The organism is Kribbella alba, from assembly GCF_039529635.1.
Taxonomy (GTDB): Bacteria; Actinomycetota; Actinomycetes; order Propionibacteriales; family Kribbellaceae; genus Kribbella; species Kribbella alba.
This window is the reverse complement of the sequence record NZ_BAAANE010000013.1, coordinates 106,901-128,788: the sequence shown is the minus strand read 5'-3', so window position 1 is coordinate 128,788 and position 21,888 is coordinate 106,901. Positions and strand designations below refer to the sequence as shown.

Sequence of the window (21,888 nt, the reverse complement as noted above, 5' to 3'; positions counted from 1 at the left end):
AGACTCCAGCGTCAATTGTGGGCGAAGCGATTCCGCGGGCGCGCGAAGGTGACGGAGACGCTGGCGACCAGGGCGCAGGCGATACCGATCGTTACGGTCACCCAATAGGCCTTCGAGGGGCCCCAGAGATCGACCGCGTGTCCGGCGGCCGCGTTGCCCGGGGCGACACCGAGCAGGATGCCGGTCACCGTCCAGGTGATCGCCTCGGTGAGGCGCTGGGGTGGCACCCATTCCTCCACGCAGGCGGTCACGGCGACCATCGTCGGCGCGATCGTCAGCCCCGCGAAGAACAGGACCACGCCGAGCATCAGCACACTGCCGACCCACGGCAGCGGAGCCAGCGCGACGGCCAACGCAACACAGCCGAGGAGCAGGCGCCGCTCGACGGGTGCACGCCAGTGGACCGAGCCGTACCAGAGTCCGGCCAGCAGACTCCCGAAGGCCCACACGGCCAGCACGACTCCTGACATGCCCGGTTGGCCCTCGGCTGCGGTGAAGGCGATGGTGATCACTTCGGCGCTGCCCAGGGTGGCTCCCAGGCCCAGTCCGATCAGGCTCAGCAGCAACAGCGAGAGCATCGGGAGTGGCGCTCTCTCGGTTCCGTCGGACCTGCCGCGCCCGGGCGGGTCGGAGGCCCGGAGCAGTGCCAGCCAGATCCCTCCCGCGAGTCCGAGGACCCCCGCCGCGCCAAGAGCGGCGTACGGGCTGACCTGGGTGGCGAGGACGGTGACCAGGACCGGGCCGACGATGAAGACGACCTCGTCGCCGACGGCTTCGAGCGCGAAGGCGGTCTGGAGAGCGCGTCCGCGGCCGAGCAGGTGGGTCCAGCGGGCCCGGACGAACGAGCCGACCTGCGGACGGGTACCACCGGCAACGAACGAGAGCACGTACAGCGCCCAGCTCGGCGCGTCCATCGCGACCGCGATCAACAGGCCGGCGAGTCCGACCGTGCACAGCACGCTGCCGATCAGAATCAGCAGGCGCTGACCGAAGCGGTCCACCAGGCGGCCCTGGATCGGGCCGGTGAGCGCTCCCGCGATGACCGCGACTCCCGAGACCGCTCCGGCCAGACCGTAGGAACCGCTCTCCCGGGCGATCAGGATGACGATGCCGAGCCCGATCATGGAGATCGGCATCCGGCCGGTCAGCCCGGCGACGAAGAAGGCGCGGGCACCGGGACGGCGCATGAGGTGTACGTAGGGCTTCAGCATGGGGGACCGTGCACACCGTATCCGCCCCGCCTGAGAACATCGTTGTATGCCCGACGCCGTGTCGCCAGATCCCTCCCCGTACGACGCAGTCCTGCTGCTCTCCTTCGGTGGTCCCGAGAAGCCGGAGGACGTGTTGCCCTTCCTGCAGAACGTGACCCGCGGCCGGGGTATCCCGGACGAGCGGTTGGAAGAGGTCGGCGAGCACTACAACGGGTTCGGCGGCAAGAGCCCGATCAACGACCAGAACCGCGAACTCCTCGCGGCGCTCAGGGCATCCTTCGACGAGCTCGGCCTGAACCTGCCGATCTACTGGGGCAACCGCAACTGGGCGCCGTACCTGACCGACACCCTCCGCGAGATGACGGCCGACGGCGTACGCCGGGCCGTGGTGATCGTGACGAGCGCCTACCCGTCGTATTCGGGCTGCCGGCAGTACCGCGAGAACCTGGCCGACGCGACCGCCGCCGTCGAGGGGGCTCCGGTCATCGACAAGCTCCGCCACTACGGGAACCACCCGGCGTTCGTCGGGTCGTTCGTCGAGTCCACGGCCGAGGCGTTGAGCCGGCTGCCTGCCGGATCCGCGATCACCTATGTGACGCACTCGATCCCGACGGCGATGAACGACACCAGCGGTCCGGACGGCAACGGGTACCTGAGCTGGCACCAGGCGGTGGCTGCCGAGATCTCGGCGGAGCTGGAACGCCGGACGGGGGTCGAGCGGCGGACGGATCTCGTCTACTGCTCACGCTCGGGACCACCGCAGGTGCCGTGGCTGGAGCCGGACGTCAACGACCACCTCGAGGCTCTCGTCGCCGACGGGGTTCCCGGGGTCGCGGTCGTGCCGATCGGGTTCGTGAGCGACCACATGGAGGTCATCTACGACCTCGACACGGAGGCTGCCGCGACGGCAGGCAGGCTTCACCTGCCGATGGCGAGGGCGGCGACCCCGGGGACCGATCCGCGGTTCGTGACGATGCTGCGCGACCTGGTGCTCGAACGAGCCGCCGCCGAGCGCGGCGAGGAACCACCTCGGCCGTGCGTCGGGAGACTCGGCCCCGGCTGGGACAACTGCCGCCCCGACTGCTGCCCACCCCTGCGCCGACCCGCAGTACCGACCGCGAAGGAATCCGCATGACCGCCGAGAACGCCCAGGACCTGCTGAAGCTCGCCACGGAGGTGGCGACCGAGGCGGCCCGGCTGATCGTCGAGCGCCGCCGCGGCACGATCACGGTCGCCGACACCAAGAGCACCGCGACCGACATCGTCACCGCGGTCGACCGGAAGTCCGAGGACCTGATCCGGGCCAGGGTGCTCGAGGCCCGACCGGACGACTCGTTCCTCGGCGAGGAGGGCGATGACGTGAACGGCTCCAGCGGCGTCCGCTGGGTGGTCGACCCGATCGACGGCACGGTGAACTACCTGTACGACATCCCGACGTACGCGGTCTCGATCGCGGTCGAGTACGACGGCCGGACCGTGGCCGGTGTGGTCGTCGACGCTCCGAAGGGCGAGGTTTTCACGGCGACTCTGGGCGGCGGCGCGTTCCTCGACGGCAGGCCGATCCAGGTCTCCGACTGCGCCGACCTCAGCAAGGCTCTCATCGGCACCGGATTCGGCTATGACGCCACCCGGCGCGCGGTGCAGGCCGAAGTAGTCCAGCAGTTGATCAGCAAGGTCCGGGACATCCGCCGCATCGGCGTCGGCGCGGTCGATCTGTGCTACGTCGCCTGCGGCCGGCTCGACGCGGTCTACGAGCGCGGGCTGAATCCGTGGGACTACGGCGCGGGCGCCCTGATCGCTGCCGAAGCGGGTGCGACCGTGGGTGGGCTGGACGGCGCGCCGGTCTCACCCGAGATGTCGATCGCGGCGACGCCGGCCGTCTTCAAACCGCTGCACGACGCGCTTGCGGCGGCCAACCCACTCAGATCGTAAAACTGCTCGTAACTGCTCGTTAATGCGCATTAATGAGCAAGTCGGTGTTCGCTGCTGTCTCAATCTGCGACACGCGGGTCAGAAGGTGGACCCCGGCGCGCACGAGAGCCCGTTCATAGGGCACAATCTCGCCCTCGGGAGCGGTTCGACGCCGGTCCCGGCCTGTCTGTCAAGGGTTTCGGGGGACTAGGGATTCCGATGCGGAATTTCTCGGCCGCTTTACCCGTTCAAGGGCTCAGCAGGCAACACCACGGGTATGAAGAGGGCAGGGAACACCATGGCGACTGACTACGACGCCCCGCGCAAGACGGACGAGGACTCCAGCGAGGAGTCGATCGAGGAACTGAAGACTCGCCGTCACGACAAGAACTCCGGCAAGGTCGACGAGGACGAGGCCGAGGCCGCTGAGAGCTTCGAGCTGCCCGGCGCCGACCTGAGCCACGAAGAGCTGGCGGTGCGGGTCCTCCCGCGCCAGGCCGACGAGTTCACCTGTTCGAGCTGCTTCCTGGTTCACCACCGCAGCCAGCTCGCGAACAGCAAGAACGGCCAGCTGATCTGCCGCGACTGCGCTGCCTGACACGACAGCACTACTCGCCCTGCTCGGCTGACGTAATCTCCAAGGCCTAGGCCCTTGTCCTCGGACAGGTGCCTAGGCCTTTTCCACACTCTTTTCCATGCCTTTTTCGATGTCGCGCACCGAATCCTTGTCATAGCCCGGCGGCAGATGACCGGTGGACTTCAGGTAGTACTGCGCCGCCCGCCGCTCTGCGAACAGCTTGGCCGCAGCTGCCGCGCCGCCACTGGCCACGGCCCAGGTGACCACCTCGGCGTAGCCGGCCTGGTTGCCCTTGGGCGGCTTGCCGCCGGACCCCAGCTTCCAGGCCGTGGTGACGGCCTTGTTGGCCACTAGACCCACCACGATCGTGAACGCGGCGAGCACGAGCTTCCAGCCGATCTTCGCTCCGACCACAACTGCCTCCTTGCTACTGATCCCCGACAGTCAGGATCTTGCCACGCTGTTCTGCGTCAGGGCTGCTGCAAGCCGCTCGGGATTCTTCGTGGCGATCAACCAGTACGGCGTGGGGTCGTGCGGGTCGGTGAGTTCCACCCGGACCGCGCCCGGCAGGTAGCTGCGTAGCACGAGGAAGGCACGAGGGTCACAGTCCCGGCCGAAGGCGTTCCGGGCGTCTTCACCGGTCAGCGGAGTCGCCTTGCCGAGGTAGGTGCGCTCGATACTGGCCCTGCCGGCTCGCAGGTTTGCGGCATCCACCTCGACCACGGCCCCGCCGTACTGGAGGAACAGGACGCTCAGCAGTACTGCGGCGAGCCCCGCGACGGCGAATCCGGCGATGTTGCCGGCCGGGACGGCGGTGATCACCCACAGCGTCAGAACAGCGATGGCCGCGATCACCCACCAGCGCACCGGCACGCTCAACCGTTCCTTGTAACCAGCCACAGCATCCACCACGGAACCAGCCTGGCACGTGGCCTGTCGGAGCGCGTCGGTAGGGTCGCCTCTCGTGATCGAGCCACCGACCCGTACTGCGACCCCGCAGCGCGAGCTGGAACCACCAGAGCGCCACCCGGAGGCACCTGCCCCGGGCGCGGTCCTTCCGTCCCACTACGACAACTGCGTAGCGTGCGGCCCGTCCCACCCGACCGGCCTGCGGCTGGTGTCCACAGCCGGACCAGGTGTGTCCATCACTGGTGAGTTCACCGTGACCAAGGAGCACCAGGGAGCACCCGGGCTCGCACACGGCGGCGTACTCGCCATGGCCTTGGACGAGACCCTCGGCGGGTTGTCGTGGTTGCTGCGGCGGCCGATGGTGACCGGTCGGCTGGAGACCGACTACATCCGCCCGGTTCCTGTCGGAGCCACGCTGTCGCTGGAGGCCAGGTGCCTCGGGTTCGAGGGGCGGCGGATGTACGCGAAGGCCGTGGGACGGCTGGGTGGACCGGAAGGCAGCATCGCGTTACGGGCGAGCGCTGTGTTCGTTGTAGTCCCGCCGCAGCACTTTGTGGAGCACGGCACCGACATGACCGCTGAGAACGTCCACGACTACGAGGTGAACCCATGACCGAGGTACTGATCCAGCGGCTGGACCCCGAGCTGGGGATCCCGGCGTACGCGCATCCCGGCGACGCCGGCGCGGACCTGGTGGCCGGCAGCGACGTGACACTGAAGCCGGGGGAGCGGGCCCTGGTCGGCACCGGCATCGCGATCGCGCTGCAGGACGGGTACGCCGCGTTCGTGCATCCGCGCTCGGGACTCGCCGCCAGGCACGGGGTGTCGATCGTCAACGCTCCGGGCACTGTGGATGCGGGCTACCGTGGCGAGATCAAGGTGTGCCTCGTCAATCTCGACACCGCGGCCGAGGTCACCCTCAAGCGCGGCGACCGCATCGCGCAGTTGGTCATCCAGCGGGTCGAGAAGGCGCGGTTCGTCGAGGTCGAGAGATTGCCCGGCTCGGCGCGCGGCGACGGCGGGTACGGCTCGACCGGCGGATTCGGTGATGTGACACGCTGATCGGGTGCACTCCGTTGACCTGCGGGATGCGCGAGACTACGGCGGCCGCGAATGCCGGTGTGAGTGGATATGACTGACGATCGAGGAAGTAGGCAAGAGCAGTGATCTTCCGCCGCAAGGCCAAGAACGAGGACACCGAAGCGACCGAGCTGACCGGCACCGAAGACGCAGCCGTCGAGGCCGCCGACTCCGAGGCCGACAGCGAGGAGCCGCGCGAAGAAGGTCCGTTCGACTCCAATGAGGTGGACCCCTCGGTTCTGGAAGGCGAGGACCGGATCGATCTCGGCGCGCTGGTGATCACCGGCCTGCCCGGGATGGAGCTGCGGCTGCAGGTCGACGAGCAGAGCAACGAGGTGCAGGCCGTCCTGCTGGTGCTCGAGGACTCCGCACTCGAGCTCCGCGCGTTCGCCGCCCCCAAGTCGTCGGGCATCTGGTCCGAGGTCCGCCGCGAGATCGCCGCCGAGGCCACCCGGATGGGCGGCACCGCCTCCGAGACCGAGGGCCCGTTCGGCACCGAGTTGGTGCTGGTCGTGCCGGTCGAGGACCCCGACGGACAGATCTTCAGCCAGACCTCCCGCGTGATCGGTGTCGACGGCCCGCGCTGGCTGTTGCGAGCCACCGTGCTGGGCCGAGCCGCGGTCGAACCCGAGGCGGCGCCGCCGATGGAGCAGTCCCTGCGCAACGTCGTCGTAGTACGGGGCAGTGAGCCGATGGCACCGCGGGAATCCCTGGCGCTCCGGCTGCCTGCCGGCGCCCAGCCGGCCGCGGAAGAAGAGGCCTGAGCGCATGTCCGGATACCGGCCGGGCACGGTCGCCTGCGGATTACACTGGTCCCATGGGTAGCGACAAACCTGCGGGGCTGTGGAAACGCGCCTTCAAGGGACTGGCTGGTGACCGCGACGAGCAGGACGCGGAGGTGTTGCAGGACTTCGCGCACGACTGTGGCGCGCGGTCCATCACGGGTTGCCGCGACCGCGAGATGGTCACGCTGTACGGCACGCTGCGGACGATCACCTTCAGCCCGCGCGGCGGCGTACCGGCTTTGGAAGGCGAGCTGTACGACGGCACCGGCACGGTGAAGCTGGTCTGGCTCGGGCGACGCAAGATCGCGGGCATCCACCCGGGATCCGACCTGATCGCGTCCGGCCGGATCGGTGTGGTGGACGGGGACCGCGTGATGTTCAACCCGCGGTACGAACTCCGTCCGACGGCCGCGCATGGCTGAGCCGTCCCAAAGGCCGTCACAAAGGCCGTCCCAAAGGCCGTCCCAGGGCAGCAACGACCAGCTCGACGAGAACCTCGAGGAGAAGCTCGTCGAGATTCTTCTTCCTGAGTTCGAAGCTGTGGAGTCGATGCCGCCGGCCGATGCCCCTGCCGATGCATCCGCGGCTTCCGATGCTTCCGCGCCTTCCGGTGCTTCGGGCGCTTCCAATGCTTTGGCGGATGAGGCAGCGGTCGACGACAAGCCGAAGCGGCCGGCGACGACGGACAAGGACTTCTTCCACGCACTCGGCGGTTGGGGTGCACTGCTCGACATCGGCCTGCCCTGGATCGCCTTCCTGATCGTCTACGGCGCCACCGACCACAACCTCAAGGTCGCGCTGATCGTCGCGGTCGCCTCCGGTGCCGCGGTCGCGTTGCTGCGGTTGGTCCGCAGGCAACCCCTGCGCAACGTGGCCGGCGGATTCGTCGGCGTACTGATTTCCGCTTGGGTAGCGAACCGCAGCGGCCGCGCCGAGGACGTCTACCTGCCTGGGTTGCTGGTCAACTTCGGGTACGGCGCGCTGTACCTGCTGACGGTGATCTTCCGCTGGCCGCTGTTCGGCGTGCTCTACGGAGTCATCACCCAAACCGGTGCTGCGTGGCGCCGCGACCCGGCGATGCTCCGCGGGTTCAGCCGGGCGACTCTCGTGTTCGTCGGGTTGTTCGCGATTCGCTTGATCGTCCAGGTGCCGCTCTACCTGACCGGCAGCCTGAACGCCCTCGGCATCGCGAAGGTCGGACTCGGGTTGCCGGTCTACGCGCTGGCCTTGTGGTTGGCCTACGCCGTGTTGCGGGGATCGCTCCCGCCCGACAAGTGGGACGACGCACGCGACCACGTCACGCACCTGCTGCGGGGCAACAAGAAGTAGGGGCTCGTGGGCTCGTGTTCGCCCGGCTCAGGCCCGGGCGGGTTTCGGCGACCTTGTGCACCACTCAGCCATCGCTGGGGCCCGACAACGGCCGAGCCGTGCACAGAGTCGCCGGGCGACGCGACTCACCGGCGCGACTCACCGGGCTGGCCCGACTTCCCGGCTCGACCCGCCGCGCTGGCCCGACTTCCCGGCTCGACCCGCTGCGCTGGCCCGGCTTCCCGGCTCGACCCGCTGCGCTGGCCCGACTTCCCGGGCCAACTCGCCGCGCTGACGCGACTTCCCGGCCCGACCCGCCGCACCGCTCGCCTTATTTCGGCGGGTCGAGCCGGGTAGTGACGTGGCCACGGCGGCTCGAGCCGGGTAGTGCACTGAGTGCGGCGGGTCGAGCCGGGAAGTGGCCGCTGGTCCGGCGGGTCGATCCGGGTAGTGCTCGAGCTCGTTCGCCGGGTCTAGGTGGACCCTTGGGCGCGTGAACGCCAGCAGGGGTGGGTGCCCTGGCGTCGGCGGGTTACCCCACGGTCCGGCCCGGGGGCGAGCCGCCCACACCGGGGCATACCCGGCACATGCCCTCGCCGCGACTCACCGGCGCGACTCGCCGGGCTGATTCCGACTTCCCGGGCTGATTCCGACTTCCCGGGCCGATTCCGACTTCCCGGCTCGACTCGCCGACCAGCGGCCACGTCCCGGGCCGACTCGCCGCGCTGACCCGACTTCCCGGGCCGACTCGCCGCGCTGACCCGACTTCCGGGCCAACTCGCCGCGCTGACCCCGACTTCCCGGCCCGACCCGCCGTACCGCTCGCCTTATTTCGGCGGGTCGAGCCGGGTAGTGCACTGAGTGCGGCGGGTCGAGCCGGGAAGTGGCCGCTGGTGCGGCCGGTCGAGCCGGGAAGTGGCCGCTGGTCCGGCGGGTCGAGCCGGGAAGTGGACAGCCACGGAGAACGGACAAACCGCGCCGGCCGTGAGCGACTGGGGCAGCCGCGCCGGCCGTGAGCGACTGGGGCAGCCGCGCCGGCCGTGAGCGACTGGGGCAACGACCAGGCCTCATCCACCTCGTACTGAACAGGCCTGACGGAGGAGCGACGACGGTGCCCCGCAGTACCGCCTATTGCCGGCCGTGGTGGGGGGAGAGCATGTCTTCTAGTTGTTCCTCGGTTTCGTCGGCGGCTACGAAGAGGAGTTCGTCGTTGAGTTCGAGGGTGCCTTCGGGGTCGGGGCGGAGGACTCGTCCCTCGCGGATGATTGTGACCAGGGCGGTGTCGACGGGCCAGTCGATGTCGCCGACGCGGAGGCCGATCATCGGGGAGTCCTCGGGCAGGGTCAGCTCGACCAGGTTGGCGTCGCCCTGGCGGAAGGTGAACAGGCGGACCAGGTCGCCGACCGAGACGGCCTCCTCGACCAGGGCGGACATGATCCGCGGCGTCGATACGGCTACGTCGACGCCCCAGGCCTCGTTGAACATCCACTCGTTGCGCGGGTGGTTGACCCGGGCAACGGTTCGCGGTACGCCGAACTCGGTCTTCGCCAGCAGCGACACGACCAGGTTGGTCTTGTCGTCACCGGTGCTCGCGATCGCCACCTGGCAGCGTTGCAGGGCGGCCTCCTCCAGCGAGGAGAGCTCGCACGCGTCGGCCAGCAGCCACTCGGCTCGCGGCACCGACTCGGCCTTGATCGCGCGCGGGTCCTTGTCGATCAGGAGCACCTCGTGGCCGTTCTCCAGCAGTTCGGCCGCGATGGATCGCCCGACGTTCCCGGCGCCGGCGATGGCTACCCGCATCACAGCTCCTCAGGCTTGGTGCCGAGCTGGGACTCGATCGTGGTGGCGTCCCGCTCCAGCATGACGACGTGCACGAGATCACCCTCCTGGATGACCGTGTCGGCCTTGGGCAGCAGGCCCTCGCCGAGCCGGGTGAGGAACGCGACCCGGGTGCCGGTGGCCTTCTCGATGTCGAGGGCGAGCCGGCCGACCCAGCCGGAGTGCACGTGCACCTCGGCCAACCGGACCGTTGCGGAGGGGTCGCGCCACTCGGGCTCCGAGCCGCTCGGCAGCAACCGCCGGATCATCTGGTCGACGGTCCACTTCACCGTTCCGACCGTGGGGATGCCGAGCCGCTGGTAGACCTCGGCGCGACCCGGGTCGTAGATCCGGGCGACGACGTTCTCGACGCCGAAGTTCTCCCGGGCGACACGCGCGGCCAGGATGTTGGAGTTGTCGCCGTTGGAGACAGCGGCGAACGCCTCGGCGTCCTCGATCCCCGCCTCGATCAGGATCTCGCGGTCGAAACCCATCCCGGTGATGGTGCGGCCGGAGAAGTTTGGGCTCAGTCGCCGGAACGAGTCCCCGGACTGGTCGATGATCGAAACCGTGTGGCCACGTTTCTCGAGCGTCCGGGCCAGCGTCGACCCGACGCGTCCGCAGCCCATGATGACGACGTGCACTCTGTGATCACTCCTTGCCCCACACAGGGCAGCTGGCATCGGTTCGGCAGGGATAGACGCTACACCGGACCGGGGCTCCCTCTAACATCACCGTTGTGACTCCCGCTCTAGGCGACATCGGCAAACGCATCCTCATCGGGCGCAAGCTGCGCAGCACGCAGCTCGGTGAAACATTGCTGCCCAAGAAGATCGCGCTGCCGGTCTTCGCCAGTGACGCCCTGTCGTCGGTCGCCTACGCGCCCGACGAGATCTTCCTGACCCTGTCCGTCGCCGGCCTGACCGCCTACTCGTATTCGTGGAAGATCGGCCTGCTGGTCGCCTTCGTGATGCTCGTCGTCGTCGCCTCCTACCGGCAGAACGTGCACGCCTACCCGTCGGGCGGCGGTGACTACGAAGTGGCGACGGTCAACATCGGCCCGACCGCGGGACTGACCGTGGCGAGCGCGTTGATGGTCGACTACGTGCTCACCGTGGCCGTATCGGTCTCGTCGGGCGTGCAGAACGCGAAGTCCGCGCTGCCGTTCCTGTCGGGGCACGAGGTGCCGCTGGCGGTCGGCCTGGTGTTGCTGCTGACGGCGTTGAACCTGCGCGGTGTGCGGGAGTCCGGCGCGCTGTTCGCGATCCCGACGTACATCTTCATGATCTCCATCATCGGGATGGCGGTCTGGGGTCTGGTCCGGTTGAGCGCGGGGAACCTGCCGCTGGCCGAGAGCGCCCAGTTCGACGTGCGGCCCGAACCGGGGCACGAGGCCTTCACCGGGATCGCGGCGGTGTTCCTGCTCGCCCGGGCCTTCTCCTCGGGCTGCGCGGCGCTGACCGGTGTCGAGGCGATCAGCAACGGCGTGCCCGCGTTCCGCAAGCCGAAGAGCAAGAACGCGGCGACCACGCTGCTGCTGCTCGGCACGATCGCGGTCACGATGCTGATGAGCATCATCTTCCTGGCGGACAAGATCAAGCTCCGGTACGCCGAGGTCCCCGCCGAGCAGTTGTTGCTCAACGGGCAGCCGGTCGGGGCCTCTTACACCCAGAAGACGGTGATCGGCCAGATCGGCGACTCGGTCTTCTCCAACTTCCCGCCCGGGTTCTACCTGGTGATCGGCGCGACGATGCTGATCCTGGTGCTCGCGGCGAACACGGCGTTCAACGGGTTCCCGGTGCTGGCCTCGATCCTGGCCAAGGACGGCTTCCTGCCCAGGCAGTTGCACACCCGCGGCGACCGACTGGCCTACAGCAACGGGATCATCCTGCTGGCCCTCTGCGCGGTGGCGCTGATCATCGCCTTCAACGCCGAGGTGACGAAGCTGATCCAGCTCTACATCGTCGGCGTGTTCGTGTCGTTCACGCTCAGCCAGTTCGGCATGATCCGGCACTGGACCCGGCACCTGAAGACCGAGACTGACGGAGCCAAGCGGCGGCAGATGTACCGGTCGCGCACGATCAACGCGATCGGCCTGACCATGACTGGCATCGTGCTGGTGATCGTGCTGATCACCAAGTTCACCCATGGCGCCTACATCGCGATCATCGCAATGGCCGTGCTGTTCGTGCTGATGAAGGGCATCCGCCGGCACTACGACACCGTCGGCCGGGAGATGACGGTCGAGGGTGACGATCAGCTGATGCTGCCGTCGCGGGTGCATTCGATCGTCTTGGTGTCGAAGCTGCACAAGCCGACTCTGCGCGCGCTGGCGTTCGCCAAGGCGGCCCGGCCGCACACGCTCGAGGCGGTCACTGTCGACGTCGACCGGGACGAGTCCGATGCGCTGCAGGCCGAGTGGGACCGCCGTGACATCCCGGTGCCGCTGAAGCGGCTGGCCTCGCCGTACCGGGAGATCACCCGGCCGATCCTGCAGTACGTGCGAGATATCAGGCGGCAGTCGCCACGGGACGTGGTGATGGTCTACATCCCGGAGTACGTGGTCGGGCACTGGTGGGAGCACATCCTGCACAACCAGAGCGCGCTGCGGCTCAAGGGCCGGCTCTTGTTCACGCCTGGTGTGATGGTTACATCCGTTCCTTACCAACTGATCTCGTCGCAGGCGGCCGAGGAGCGGCAGGACCGTGAGGAACGCGTAGCCGGCCAAGTACGGCGCGGTGCGCGCAAGAGTTCAGGAGACCGGTGACGGCTGAGGAAATCGTCGGGACGGTACTGGAGCTGGAGGTAGGCCCAGTGGCGCACGGCGGGCACTGCGTCGCGCGCTACGAAGGCCAGGTCGTCTTCGTCCGGCATGCCCTCCCGGGCGAACTGGTGCACGCCCGGGTGACCGAGCAGACCAGCAAGTACCTGCGTGCCGACGCAGTCCAGGTGCTGACCCCGTCACCGCAACGGATCGACCCGCCTTGCCCGTACGCCGGGCCGGGGCGTTGCGGTGGTTGCGACTTCCAGCACGTGAACATCGTCGAGCAGCGCCGGCTGAAGGCGACCGTTGTATCGGACACGCTGCGGCGGATCGGCGGGATCGAGCGCAACATCGTGATCGAGTCGCCCGGCGACGACGGGCTCGGCTGGCGCACCCGGATGCGGTACGCCGTGGCCAACGACAGGCCCGGCATGTTCGCGCACCGCTCGCACGACCTGATTCCGATCGACCAGTGCCTGATAGCGCACCCCGATACCCCGACCGTGCTGGACCAGCGCTGGCCCGGCACGTCCTCGGTGCAGGCGGTGGTGTCGTCCGAGGGCAAGACCGCCGTGCTGACCGACGAGAAGTCGGCCGGTCGCGTAGTCGAGGTGGTTCGCGGCCGGCGGTTCCGGGTCGAGGCCGGTGGTTTCTGGCAGGTCCACCCGGCCGCTCCGACGATGCTGGTGGACGCTGTGCTCGCCGGACTCGAACCAGTGGAGGGGGAGACCGCGCTCGATCTGTACTCCGGTGTCGGGCTCTTCGCGGCGTTCCTGGCCGAGGCCGGGTGCGCAGTACTGGCTGTCGAAGGGGACCGCGACGCAGTACGGAATGCGCGCCGCAACCTGCACGATCTGCAGGCGGTCACGCTGGAGCAGGGCGACGTCGCCAAGGTGCTGAACAGCGCGGCCGGCCAGGGGCTGGAGTCGGTCGACCTGGTGGTGCTGGACCCGCCGCGGACAGGGGCCGGCGAGGACGTCGTACGGCGGATCGCGGCGCTGACGCCACGGCGGATCGCGTATGTCGCGTGCGATCCGGCCGCGCTCGCGCGGGACCTGAAGACCTTCGGTCGGCTCGGGTACGGCGTGAGCTCGCTGCGGGCGTTCGATTTGTTCGGGATGACGCATCACATAGAGTGCGTGGCTGTGCTCGAGCCGCGACCGGGTGCCGTGGACTGACTCTGGAGACTGTCCGGCGGCTCGGGTACCGTTCGGGGCTGGATTGGCCCTGAAGTAGTTGGCAGGAGAAGACCCGATGCCGCTCGTCGACCTGGACGACCCAGCTGAGCTGCGCGCCCGCTGGAGCGCGCTGGCTGCGGTCGCCCATGCCACCGGCTTCGACCGGCGCTGGTACGCCGACGAGAACGGCTGGTACCACCAGGACGAGACCGGTTCCGACCTGCGGCTGATCCGGCTGGACGGCGGGCGGGCCGTGCTCTTCGGGTTCCACACCCAGCACAGCCGCACGGCCGGCGCGGACCTGCTGGCGGGATCGCCGGACTGGATCGGCCAGCCCGAGGTGAGACAGCGGATCGCGGCCGGCCAGCTGGGATTCGTCTACGGGGCCTTCAACGGGACCTGGGCGCGCGCCGCGTATCCGGGCGATCCGTGGCAACCGCTCGACGACGGGTTCGCGCCGATCGCGCAGTGGGTGACCTCGGACGAGGAGGCCGCCCGCGAAATGATCGAGTGGGCAGCGGAGTGGGCCGACTATCTGGGTGGCCTGGACGAGCTGTTGCCGATCGGCGTCTCGCTGATCCGGACGGCGGCGTCGACCGGCCTCACCGCCGACGCGTTGGCGGGCCTGTTCGACCGGCTGGGGATCGGGCCGCGCTCGCCGCAGCAGCCTGATTTGCGAGCCGCTTTGCAAGCAGCCGCTCACTTCGGTGAGGGGGCTGTTGCTGCTGGGCCGACTGCTCAGCCGGTGCCTGACCCAGTTGAAGCTGTGGTGCCTTTCGATGAGCCGGAGGAGGAAGAGTCCTTCTACGTGCCGCCGGGCGTCAGCCCGTTCACCGGGCAGCCCATCGGCGAACCGCACGCCGCGGAGCCCGCGTACACGCCCGAGCCGCCGGCTGAGTCCGGCGGGGCCGACGAGTACGGGGTCGTTGAGAAGAAGCGCAGGTTCGGCCGCAAGAAGAAGCAGGAGGAGGAAGGCGACTCCCTCGCCCGCCTAGGCCTGGTCGGCCCGGAACCAGCACCTGAGGACCCGTACTACGAGCAACCCGAGCCTGGGTACTACGCCCAGGGCCAGCCGTCGACGGCGCCATACGCCGATGAGCACGTGCCAGTCGAGGCGTACGAGCAGCCGTCGCCTGAGCAGTTCCTCGGTGATCAGCGGCTGCCGTCCGCTGAGCCTCCGCGCGTGGGCGGCCCCGTGGACGACGGTGAGGACTTCTACGCGAGCCTGTTCGCCGACGCTCCCGCGGCCGCGACGTACACCCCGGACATCCCGACCGAGCCCGGCCACGACTGGTCAGGCGACGACACGGGCGTCACCCCGATCGTCGAGGACCAGCCCGCGGCGGTCTCCGAGTCCGACGACACCGGCGTCACTCCGATCGTGGAGGACGAGCCTAAGGCGGTCTCCGCGTCCGACCACACCGATGTCCTGCAAGCAGTAGCCCCGGCTCCGGAGCCGCATGCCGACGAGCTAGCGGGGCCCGAGGTCGAGCCTGACCCGCCGGTGGCTGCGGATGACTCTGCGGCGACCCAGTTTGTCGATCCGGTGGCGACTGCCGCCGGTGAGGTGCCTGCACAGCCGGTCGGCCTTGGCGAGCCGACCGACGAGGCCCCCACGGCCGAGATCGCAGCAGTGGGCGACGACGCCGAACCCGAAGACGAGTACTACCCAACCAGCACCTCACCCTTCGCCCCCACCATGCCCAATGCGGGTTCTGACGTTGGGGCTTCGCCCTTCGCCCTCGGTGCCGACGCCGTTCCCGAGGTCGCGGAATCGCCCTTCGCGCCGGGTGCGGATGCCGGCTCGGAGGCTGGGTTTGTGCGCGGTGACGGACCGCAGTTCGAGGATGAGCAGTACGGCGGCGAGTTCCCGCTTGTCACGAACGGGTTCAGCAGCATCGACTCGGCCGATCTGCAGCCGGGGGAGCACGGATACGAGTTCGGCGGCGAAGTCTTCCACGACGAGATCATCGGCGACGCGGACTGGACCGCCGACCAACTGGCCGACTGGTCCCACCCCCAGGCCGGACCCGAGCCCGAGTCCGACTCAGAGCCCGAGTCCGACTCAGAGCCCGAGTCAGGGCCTGGCGCGGCGCCGTTGGCGGAGGCGTCCTCGGCTGACCAGTCGGCGGTTGAGGTGACCGCTCAGCTGGAGGCGATCCGCGACGATGAGCCCGAGTACGGCACAGCGCAGGAGGCGTCGGCTGAGGACGGGGTCGAAGCTGACCAGCGTTTCGCGCCCGGCGACGTGGATCAGCCTGATCAGCAGGTAGGTGGGCGGTCCGTTGAGCCTGACCGTCGTCTTGAAGCCGAGCAACACTTCGGCGCCGAGCAGGACGCGCAGTTGGTGGGGGAGCCTGAGGCTGCTGGCGTTGCGGCGGCAGGTGCGGGAGAGGGCGAGCTGCGAGGTCCTGAAGGCGAGCGGGCTGCGGACGGGCCGGCTGGGCGGCAGGAGTTGGTGGCTCCGCCGATTAGTTCGGGGCCGGTGGTTGTTCCTGGGCTGGGGTTGATGGGGGCCGACGGGCCTCGGGTGGAGCCGTTGCCCGGGTCTATCGAGGAGGCCATGCGGTCGGAGTACGAGCGTCCGCGGCCGCGGCCCGAGGAGTCGCCCGCGTTGCAGGCTCTGCGTGAGTGGTGTCGCGCCAGGACCCGGATCGTGTCGAGCGGGTTCACGATCCAGGTGCAGGTGCTCGATCCCGCGCATCCGTCGTACCGGTTCGACCTGGAACCGCCGGAGGTCGACGACCCGCAGTACGGAGCTGAGCGGCTGAGCGAGCTGCTCGGCGAGCTCTGGGTGACGGAGTCGCAGGGTGAGCAGGGCGGTTGGTTGTTCGCCCGGATCGACGCCGCGGGGCGGACCGTGCGGATCGACCGGTGGTACGACCAGGTGCCGGACTGGTGGGACCACCCGATCGAGCCCCGGCTCGACGTTCACGGGCTGGTGCGCAGGTTGTACGGGCGCGGACCGGCCTGGCAACCGTCGTACTTGGAGAAGCTGTACACGACTGCGAGATAGCGGCCGGCCGTCCAGGACGGTGAGATGGCAAGAGAGGCTGTATACGATCCGAGATAGCGTTGTCCGCATGTTGCTCAGGATCTTCACCGAACCCCAGCAAGGTGCCTCGTACGACGACTTGCTCGCGGTCGCGCGCAAGACCGAGGAGTGCGGGTTCGACGCCTTCTTCCGTTCCGACCACTACCTCGTGATGGGCGACTCGGACGGCCTGCCCGGCCCGACCGACGCCTGGATCACCCTCGCGGGTCTGGCCCGTGAGACCCAGCGGATCAAGCTCGGCACCCTCGTCAGCTCCGCGACGTTCCGCAATCCCGGCGTCCTCGCGATCACGGTCGCGCAGGTCGACCAGATGAGCGGCGGCCGTGCGGAGCTCGGGCTCGGCGCAGGCTGGTTCGAGGCCGAGCACGCGGCGTACGGGCTGGACTTCCCGGACACGGTGGGGCGGTTCGACCTGCTCACCGAGCAGCTCGAGCTCATCACCGGGCTGTGGGAGACGCCGGTGGGGGAGAAGTACAGCTTCGAGGGCAAGCACTACCAGCTGAAGGACTCGCCGGCGCTGCCGAAGCCGGTGCAGCAGCCGCATCCGCCGGTCATCGTCGGCGGCGCAGGCAAGAAGCGGACGCCGGCGCTCGCGGCGCAGTACGCGGCCGAGTTCAACGCCGGCTTCAAGTCGCCCGAGGACAGCGCGACGCTGTTCGCCAGGGTCGGCGAGGCGTGCAAGGCGATCGGGCGGGACCCGCAGACGCTCGCGCTGTCGACCGCGCACACGGTTGTCGTGGGCAAGGACGACGCTCAGGTGAAGCAGCGTGCCGCAGCGATCGGGCGCGATGTCGAGGAGCTGAAGCAGGGCGCGATCGCCGGTACGCCGGCCGAGGTCGTCGATCGGCTCGGGCAGTTCGCGGCCGCCGGTTCGCAGCGCCAGTACGTCCAGATCATGGACCTCTCGGACCTCGATCACCTCGACCTGATCGCCGCCGAGGTGCTCCCGCAGGTTTCCTGAGCCTCGGGCCTCAGGGCCGGATCCGTTGACGGGGGCGCGGAAGTGGCTCGATGTCGTGTATCTTGATGTCGAGAGAGTTTGCGTGCGGGTTAGGGGATCCTGACCTAGCGGCCGGGGAAGGTGCTCGGCAGGATGGGCCCAAGCGGAACCAGGACCGGATAGAGGAGCAGGTTGATGGCCAGCGTCGACAGCTTCGGTGCCAAGGGTGCACTCGAGGTCAGCGGACAGTCGTACGAGATCTTCAGGTTGGCGGGTATCGAGGGTGCGGAGACGCTGCCCTACTCGCTCAAGGTGCTGCTCGAGAACCTGCTACGCACCGAGGACGGCGCGAACATCACCGCCGAACACATCAGCAAGCTCGCCAACTGGGACGCGAACGCCGCGCCCGACACCGAGATCCAGTTCACCCCGGCCCGGGTGATCATGCAGGACTTCACCGGCGTGCCGTGTGTCGTCGACCTCGCCACCATGCGCGAGGCCGTCGCCGAGCTCGGCGGTGACCCGACCAAGATCAACCCGTTGGCCCCGGCCGAGCTGGTCATCGACCACTCCGTGATCATCGACGTCTTCGGTCGCCAGGACGCCTTCGAGCGCAACGTCGAACTGGAGTACCAGCGCAACCGCGAGCGGTACCAGTTCCTGCGCTGGGGCCAGACCGCCTTCGACGAGTTCAAGGTCGTTCCGCCGGGCACCGGCATCGTGCACCAGGTGAACATCGAGCACCTCGCCCGCACTGTGATGGTTCGGAGTGGCCAGGCCTACCCGGACACCTGCGTCGGCACCGACTCCCACACCACCATGGTCAACGGCCTCGGCGTACTGGGCTGGGGCGTGGGCGGTATCGAGGCGGAGGCGGCCATGCTCGGCCAACCCGTCTCGATGCTGATCCCGAAGGTCGTCGGCTTCAAGCTGAGCGGTTCGGTGCCTGCCGGCGCCACCGCGACGGACGTCGTGCTGACCATCACCCAGATGCTGCGCGCGCACGGCGTGGTCGGCAAGTTCGTCGAGTTCTACGGCGAGGGCGTGGCAGCAGTACCGCTGGCCAACCGCGCCACCATCGGCAACATGAGCCCGGAGTTCGGCTCCACCTGCGCGATCTTCCCGATCGACGACGTGACGCTGGAGTACCTGCGGCTCACCGGCCGCTCGGATGACGAAGTCGCCCTGGTCGAGGCCTACGCCAAGGAGCAGGGCCTGTGGCACAACGCCGACATCGAGCCCCGCTACTCGGAGTACCTCGGGCTTGATCTGTCGACGGTCGTGCCGTCTATCGCCGGCCCGAAGAGGCCGCAGGACCGGGTCGCGCTGAGCGAGGCCAAGGAGGCGTTCCGCGGCGCGCTCGACGACTACGCCGGCGAGAACGAGGAGGAGCTGGACGTCGACCCGGCGGTCCTGGAGAGCTTCCCGGCCAGCGATCCCGCCACGCCGAACGGCCACGGCCACGGCCACGACGAGCCGCACGTGCCGCACGGCGGCAGCGGCCGTCCGTCGAAGAAGACCAAGATCACACTGAACGGTCAGGAGACCGAGCTGGACCACGGCCACGTCGTGATCGCCAGCATCACCTCCTGCACCAACACCTCGAACCCGTCAGTGATGCTCGCGGCCGCGCTGCTGGCCAAGAACGCCGTCGACAAGGGCCTGGCCACCAAGCCTTGGGTGAAGACGTCGCTCGCTCCCGGTTCGAAGGTCGTCACGGACTACTACGAGAAGGCCGGTGTCACGCCGTATCTGGACAAGCTGGGCTTCCAGCTCGTCGGCTACGGCTGCACCACCTGCATCGGCAACTCGGGCCCGCTGCCGGAGGAGGTCTCGGCCGGAGTGCAGGAGGCCGACCTGGCTGTCGTCTCGGTGCTGTCCGGCAACCGCAACTTCGAGGGCCGGATCAACCCGGACGTGAAGATGAACTACCTCGCGTCGCCGCCGCTGGTGATCGCCTACGCGCTGGCCGGCACGATGGACTTCGACTTCGAGACCGATGCCCTGGGCAAGGACACGGACGGCAACGACGTGTTCCTGAAGGACATCTGGCCGGCCGCGGACGAGGTGGAGAAGGTGATCGCCACCTCGATCAACAAGGAGATGTTCACCAAGGACTACGCCGACGTGTTCGCCGGTGACGAGCGCTGGCAGTCGCTGCCGACACCCGAGGGCAAGACGTTCGCCTGGGATCCCGAGTCGACGTACGTGCGCAAGCCTCCGTACTTCGACGGGATGGCGAAGGAGCCGTCGCCGGTCACCGACATCGCCGGTGCCCGGGTGCTGGCCAAGCTGGGCGACTCGGTCACCACGGACCACATCTCCCCGGCAGGCTCGATCAAGGCCGACAGCCCGGCCGGCAAGTACCTGGCCGAGCACGGCGTGGACCGCAAGGACTTCAACTCGTACGGCTCGCGCCGCGGCAACCACGAGGTGATGATCCGCGGCACTTTCGCCAACATCCGCCTGCGCAATCAAGTAGGGCGCCGGGCCAGTGAGATTCCAGAGGGTGGCTTCACCCGCGACTTCACCAAGCCCGACGCGCCCGTCACGTCGATCTACGAGGCCGCTGAGTCGTACGCCGCGGCCGGGATTCCGCTGGTGATCCTCGCCGGCAAGGAGTACGGCTCGGGTTCGTCTCGCGACTGGGCGGCCAAGGGCACCGCGCTGCTCGGCGCGAGGGCGGTCATCACCGAGTCGTTCGAGCGGATCCACCGGTCGAACCTGATCGGCATGGGTGTGCTGCCACTGCAGTTCCCCGAGGGTGAGAACGCGGAATCCCTCGGCCTGACCGGCGAGGAGACCTTCGACATCACCGGGGTGACCGCGCTGAACGATGGCGAGGTTCCGCGCACGGTGCGGGTCAAGGTGACCGGCACGGAGGGTTCGTCCAAGGAGTTCGACGCGGTCGTCCGGATCGACACCCCTGGCGAGGCGGACTACTACCGCAACGGCGGCATCCTGCAGTACGTGCTGCGCTCCCTGATCGCGAAATGACCCCAACCCCTGTACGTCGTACAGGGTGACTACAACAGAGAGGCCGCCTGCAGCGTGGATCTGAACATCCTGCTGCTAGGTGGTCTTTCTATTGTGATCGCGGCGATCGTGCAGGGCACGCTCGGCCTCGGGCTGTCGCTGATAGCGGCTCCCGTGGTCGCACTGCTCGACCCGTCGTTGATGCCGGGCGGGATGCTCGTGCTCGGCATGGTGATGCCGACGATGACGCTGGCGCACGAGTGGCGGCATGTCGCCTGGAACCAGGCCGCCTGGCTCACCGGCGCCCGAGTGGTCACCACACCGCTCGGTGTGCTGGTGCTCGGCTGGCTCTCGGCCCGCGCGATCGGTGCTGTCGTCGGTGTCGTTGTGCTGGCTGCTGTCTGCCTGACCGCTTGGCGGCTGGAGGTTCGGGCGAACCGGCGCAACCTGGTGATGGCGGGTGCGGTTGCTGGAGTCTCGGCGACTGCTGCGTCGATCGGTGGGCCACCGGCCGCGGTGGTGTTGCAACACGAGCAGGGTTCCCGGCTGCGGGCCACGCTGGCTGCGTTCTTCCTGATCGGCTCGATCGTTTCGCTCGGTGCACTGGCGGTGGGTGGCCAACTGACGCACCACCAATTGATGTACGGCGCCACGTGGGTCCCGGCGTTGGCGCTCGGCTTCGGGCTCGCAGTACCGCTGCAGAAACGGCTGCGGGGCCCTCGGCTGCGTCAGGCCGTCCTGCTGTTGGCGGGATTGTCCTCAGTGGCCTTGATCCTTCGCTCCGTGCTTTGAGCCAAACTGTCGGATCGGCGCGCTTTACTGAGGTATGAGCGACAGGAGGCACCCGCGCGAGGTGATCCTTGCTGCCTGTGCTGAGCACGGGGACAACGACGTGATCGACTGGTGCATCGCGCTGATGACTGGCCAGGTCTCCGGCGACGAGGCGTACGGGCCCGAGGTCGACAGACTCCGGTGGATCGCTCCTGACCTGGGCGGCTGGACGTACGTCGATCCAGTCAACTTCTACTGGATCCGGGTGTGGGCGGCGCGGGCGTTTCTCTATGTCTGGCGCGACGACGTCGTCGCGGCCTTGCTGGTCGCAGCCGAGGATCCGGCCTGGCGGGTGCGAGAGCACGTCGCCCGGATCACAGCCCAGCGCGAGCTCGGGCAGTTGGTGGATGCGCTGCTCCCGATGCTCGACCACGAACTGCCGCGGGTGCGGGCAGCCGCAGTACGGGCGGTCGGTGCGGCGGGGGAGTTCGAGCATGTCGAGGCCGTCGAGGAGTTGCGGGACGACCCGGACCACACCGTCCGCGCCGCGGTCGAGCGGGCGCTGGACCGACTGGAGCGCAGGCTGGACCGCGAGCTGCACTGAG

Annotated in this window: 20 protein-coding genes; 15 read left to right on the top strand and 5 right to left on the bottom strand. The window is 68.6% G+C overall.

The window, feature by feature from the left end:
• Positions 1 to 11: 11 nt before the first annotated feature.
• Positions 12 to 1,187 carry an MFS transporter gene (locus ABD210_RS30440; RefSeq protein WP_344116211.1) on the bottom strand — a complete coding sequence of 392 codons (1,176 nt, stop codon included), beginning with the start codon at positions 1,185 to 1,187 and terminating at the stop codon, positions 12 to 14.
• A gap of 70 nt (positions 1,188 to 1,257) precedes the next feature.
• Here ABD210_RS30440 and ABD210_RS30435 point away from each other — a divergent pair, with 70 nt between their 5' ends.
• The 3 genes from ABD210_RS30435 (at position 1,258) to ABD210_RS30425 (ending at position 3,720) form a co-directional block, all read left to right on the top strand.
• Positions 1,258 to 2,346, top strand: coding sequence for a ferrochelatase (locus ABD210_RS30435; protein ID WP_344116210.1), 1,089 nt, complete (start codon positions 1,258 to 1,260; stop codon positions 2,344 to 2,346).
• The gene (locus ABD210_RS30430; RefSeq protein ID WP_344116209.1) at positions 2,343 to 3,143 is read left to right on the top strand and encodes an inositol monophosphatase family protein; all 801 of its coding nucleotides are present in this window, start codon (positions 2,343 to 2,345) and stop codon (positions 3,141 to 3,143) included. Before ABD210_RS30435 ends, ABD210_RS30430 begins: the two co-directional genes overlap by 4 nt.
• Before the next feature lie 277 nt (positions 3,144 to 3,420).
• Positions 3,421 to 3,720, top strand: a complete 300-nt coding sequence (locus ABD210_RS30425) for a DUF4193 domain-containing protein (RefSeq protein ID WP_012921380.1) — start codon at positions 3,421 to 3,423, stop codon at positions 3,718 to 3,720.
• A gap of 72 nt (positions 3,721 to 3,792) precedes the next feature.
• Here ABD210_RS30425 and ABD210_RS30420 read toward each other — a convergent pair whose 3' ends face one another.
• Both ABD210_RS30420 and ABD210_RS30415 read right to left on the bottom strand, forming a co-directional pair.
• Positions 3,793 to 4,113, bottom strand: a complete 321-nt coding sequence (locus ABD210_RS30420) for a DUF4235 domain-containing protein (RefSeq protein WP_344116208.1) — start codon at positions 4,111 to 4,113, stop codon at positions 3,793 to 3,795.
• Positions 4,114 to 4,143: 30 nt separating this feature from the next.
• On the bottom strand, positions 4,144 to 4,611 hold the full coding sequence (locus ABD210_RS30415) for a DUF3093 domain-containing protein (RefSeq protein ID WP_344116206.1): 468 nt from the start codon (positions 4,609 to 4,611) through the stop codon (positions 4,144 to 4,146).
• A 52-nt stretch (positions 4,612 to 4,663) separates the two neighbouring features.
• Here ABD210_RS30415 and ABD210_RS30410 point away from each other — a divergent pair, with 52 nt between their 5' ends.
• The 5 genes from ABD210_RS30410 (at position 4,664) to ABD210_RS30390 (ending at position 7,802) form a co-directional block, all read left to right on the top strand.
• On the top strand, positions 4,664 to 5,221 hold the full coding sequence (locus ABD210_RS30410) for a PaaI family thioesterase (protein WP_344116204.1): 558 nt from the start codon (positions 4,664 to 4,666) through the stop codon (positions 5,219 to 5,221).
• Positions 5,218 to 5,670 (top strand): dUTP diphosphatase, encoded by a 453-nt coding sequence (dut, locus tag ABD210_RS30405; protein ID WP_344116202.1) that lies wholly within the window; start codon positions 5,218 to 5,220, stop codon positions 5,668 to 5,670. Before ABD210_RS30410 ends, dut begins: the two co-directional genes overlap by 4 nt.
• Positions 5,671 to 5,771: 101 nt before the next feature.
• Positions 5,772 to 6,452, top strand: coding sequence for a DUF3710 domain-containing protein (locus tag ABD210_RS30400; protein ID WP_344116200.1), 681 nt, complete (start codon positions 5,772 to 5,774; stop codon positions 6,450 to 6,452).
• Between the two features lie 53 nt (positions 6,453 to 6,505).
• The gene (locus ABD210_RS30395; protein WP_344116199.1) at positions 6,506 to 6,895 is read left to right on the top strand and encodes an OB-fold nucleic acid binding domain-containing protein; all 390 of its coding nucleotides are present in this window, start codon (positions 6,506 to 6,508) and stop codon (positions 6,893 to 6,895) included.
• On the top strand, positions 6,888 to 7,802 hold the full coding sequence (locus ABD210_RS30390; RefSeq protein ID WP_344116198.1) for a DUF3159 domain-containing protein: 915 nt from the start codon (positions 6,888 to 6,890) through the stop codon (positions 7,800 to 7,802). Before ABD210_RS30395 ends, ABD210_RS30390 begins: the two co-directional genes overlap by 8 nt.
• Before the next feature lie 1,107 nt (positions 7,803 to 8,909).
• Here the strand turns inward: ABD210_RS30390 and ABD210_RS30385 are convergent.
• Together ABD210_RS30385 and ABD210_RS30380 are read right to left on the bottom strand one after the other, a co-directional pair.
• The gene (locus ABD210_RS30385; protein ID WP_344116196.1) at positions 8,910 to 9,581 is read right to left on the bottom strand and encodes a potassium channel family protein; all 672 of its coding nucleotides are present in this window, start codon (positions 9,579 to 9,581) and stop codon (positions 8,910 to 8,912) included.
• Positions 9,581 to 10,282, bottom strand: a complete 702-nt coding sequence (locus ABD210_RS30380; protein ID WP_344116195.1) for a potassium channel family protein — start codon at positions 10,280 to 10,282, stop codon at positions 9,581 to 9,583. The genes ABD210_RS30385 and ABD210_RS30380 overlap by 1 nt, the downstream gene beginning before the upstream one ends.
• Before the next feature lie 56 nt (positions 10,283 to 10,338).
• Here ABD210_RS30380 and ABD210_RS30375 point away from each other — a divergent pair, with 56 nt between their 5' ends.
• From ABD210_RS30375 to ABD210_RS30345, 7 genes are all read left to right on the top strand, one after another.
• Positions 10,339 to 12,366 (top strand): APC family permease, encoded by a 2,028-nt coding sequence (locus ABD210_RS30375; RefSeq protein WP_344116193.1) that lies wholly within the window; start codon positions 10,339 to 10,341, stop codon positions 12,364 to 12,366.
• Positions 12,363 to 13,541, top strand: a complete 1,179-nt coding sequence (locus ABD210_RS30370) for a class I SAM-dependent RNA methyltransferase (RefSeq protein ID WP_344116191.1) — start codon at positions 12,363 to 12,365, stop codon at positions 13,539 to 13,541. Before ABD210_RS30375 ends, ABD210_RS30370 begins: the two co-directional genes overlap by 4 nt.
• Positions 13,542 to 13,617: 76 nt before the next feature.
• Positions 13,618 to 16,557, top strand: a complete 2,940-nt coding sequence (locus ABD210_RS30365; RefSeq protein WP_344116189.1) for a hypothetical protein — start codon at positions 13,618 to 13,620, stop codon at positions 16,555 to 16,557.
• Positions 16,558 to 16,624: 67 nt separating this feature from the next.
• Positions 16,625 to 17,557 carry an LLM class F420-dependent oxidoreductase gene (locus ABD210_RS30360; protein WP_344116187.1) on the top strand — a complete coding sequence of 311 codons (933 nt, stop codon included), beginning with the start codon at positions 16,625 to 16,627 and terminating at the stop codon, positions 17,555 to 17,557.
• Between the two features lie 174 nt (positions 17,558 to 17,731).
• On the top strand, positions 17,732 to 20,533 hold the full coding sequence (acnA, locus tag ABD210_RS30355; RefSeq protein ID WP_344116185.1) for an aconitate hydratase AcnA: 2,802 nt from the start codon (positions 17,732 to 17,734) through the stop codon (positions 20,531 to 20,533).
• A 54-nt stretch (positions 20,534 to 20,587) separates the two neighbouring features.
• Complete coding sequence (locus tag ABD210_RS30350) at positions 20,588 to 21,304, top strand: sulfite exporter TauE/SafE family protein (protein WP_344116184.1); 717 nt, start codon at positions 20,588 to 20,590, stop codon at positions 21,302 to 21,304.
• A 34-nt stretch (positions 21,305 to 21,338) separates the two neighbouring features.
• A complete protein-coding gene (locus tag ABD210_RS30345) occupies positions 21,339 to 21,887 on the top strand; it encodes a HEAT repeat domain-containing protein (protein ID WP_344116183.1) in 549 nt (182 codons plus the stop codon).
• Position 21,888 lies beyond the last annotated feature (1 nt).

Excerpts from the sequence above, each read along its gene's own strand:
- ABD210_RS30440 (WP_344116211.1), bottom strand. The coding sequence starts at position 1,187 with ATGCGCCGTCCCGGTGCCCGCGCCTTCTTCGTCGCCGGGCTGACCGGC.
- ABD210_RS30435 (WP_344116210.1), top strand. The coding sequence starts at position 1,258 with ATGCCCGACGCCGTGTCGCCAGATCCCTCCCCGTACGACGCAGTCCTG.
- ABD210_RS30430 (WP_344116209.1), top strand. The coding sequence starts at position 2,343 with ATGACCGCCGAGAACGCCCAGGACCTGCTGAAGCTCGCCACGGAGGTG.
- ABD210_RS30425 (WP_012921380.1), top strand. The coding sequence starts at position 3,421 with ATGGCGACTGACTACGACGCCCCGCGCAAGACGGACGAGGACTCCAGC.
- dut (WP_344116202.1), top strand. The coding sequence starts at position 5,218 with ATGACCGAGGTACTGATCCAGCGGCTGGACCCCGAGCTGGGGATCCCG.
- ABD210_RS30395 (WP_344116199.1), top strand. The coding sequence starts at position 6,506 with ATGGGTAGCGACAAACCTGCGGGGCTGTGGAAACGCGCCTTCAAGGGA.
- ABD210_RS30390 (WP_344116198.1), top strand. The coding sequence starts at position 6,888 with ATGGCTGAGCCGTCCCAAAGGCCGTCACAAAGGCCGTCCCAAAGGCCG.
- ABD210_RS30385 (WP_344116196.1), bottom strand. The coding sequence starts at position 9,581 with ATGCGGGTAGCCATCGCCGGCGCCGGGAACGTCGGGCGATCCATCGCG.
- ABD210_RS30380 (WP_344116195.1), bottom strand. The coding sequence starts at position 10,282 with ATGCCAGCTGCCCTGTGTGGGGCAAGGAGTGATCACAGAGTGCACGTC.
- ABD210_RS30365 (WP_344116189.1), top strand. The coding sequence starts at position 13,618 with ATGCCGCTCGTCGACCTGGACGACCCAGCTGAGCTGCGCGCCCGCTGG.
- ABD210_RS30360 (WP_344116187.1), top strand. The coding sequence starts at position 16,625 with ATGTTGCTCAGGATCTTCACCGAACCCCAGCAAGGTGCCTCGTACGAC.
- acnA (WP_344116185.1), top strand. The coding sequence starts at position 17,732 with ATGGCCAGCGTCGACAGCTTCGGTGCCAAGGGTGCACTCGAGGTCAGC.
- ABD210_RS30345 (WP_344116183.1), top strand. The coding sequence starts at position 21,339 with ATGAGCGACAGGAGGCACCCGCGCGAGGTGATCCTTGCTGCCTGTGCT.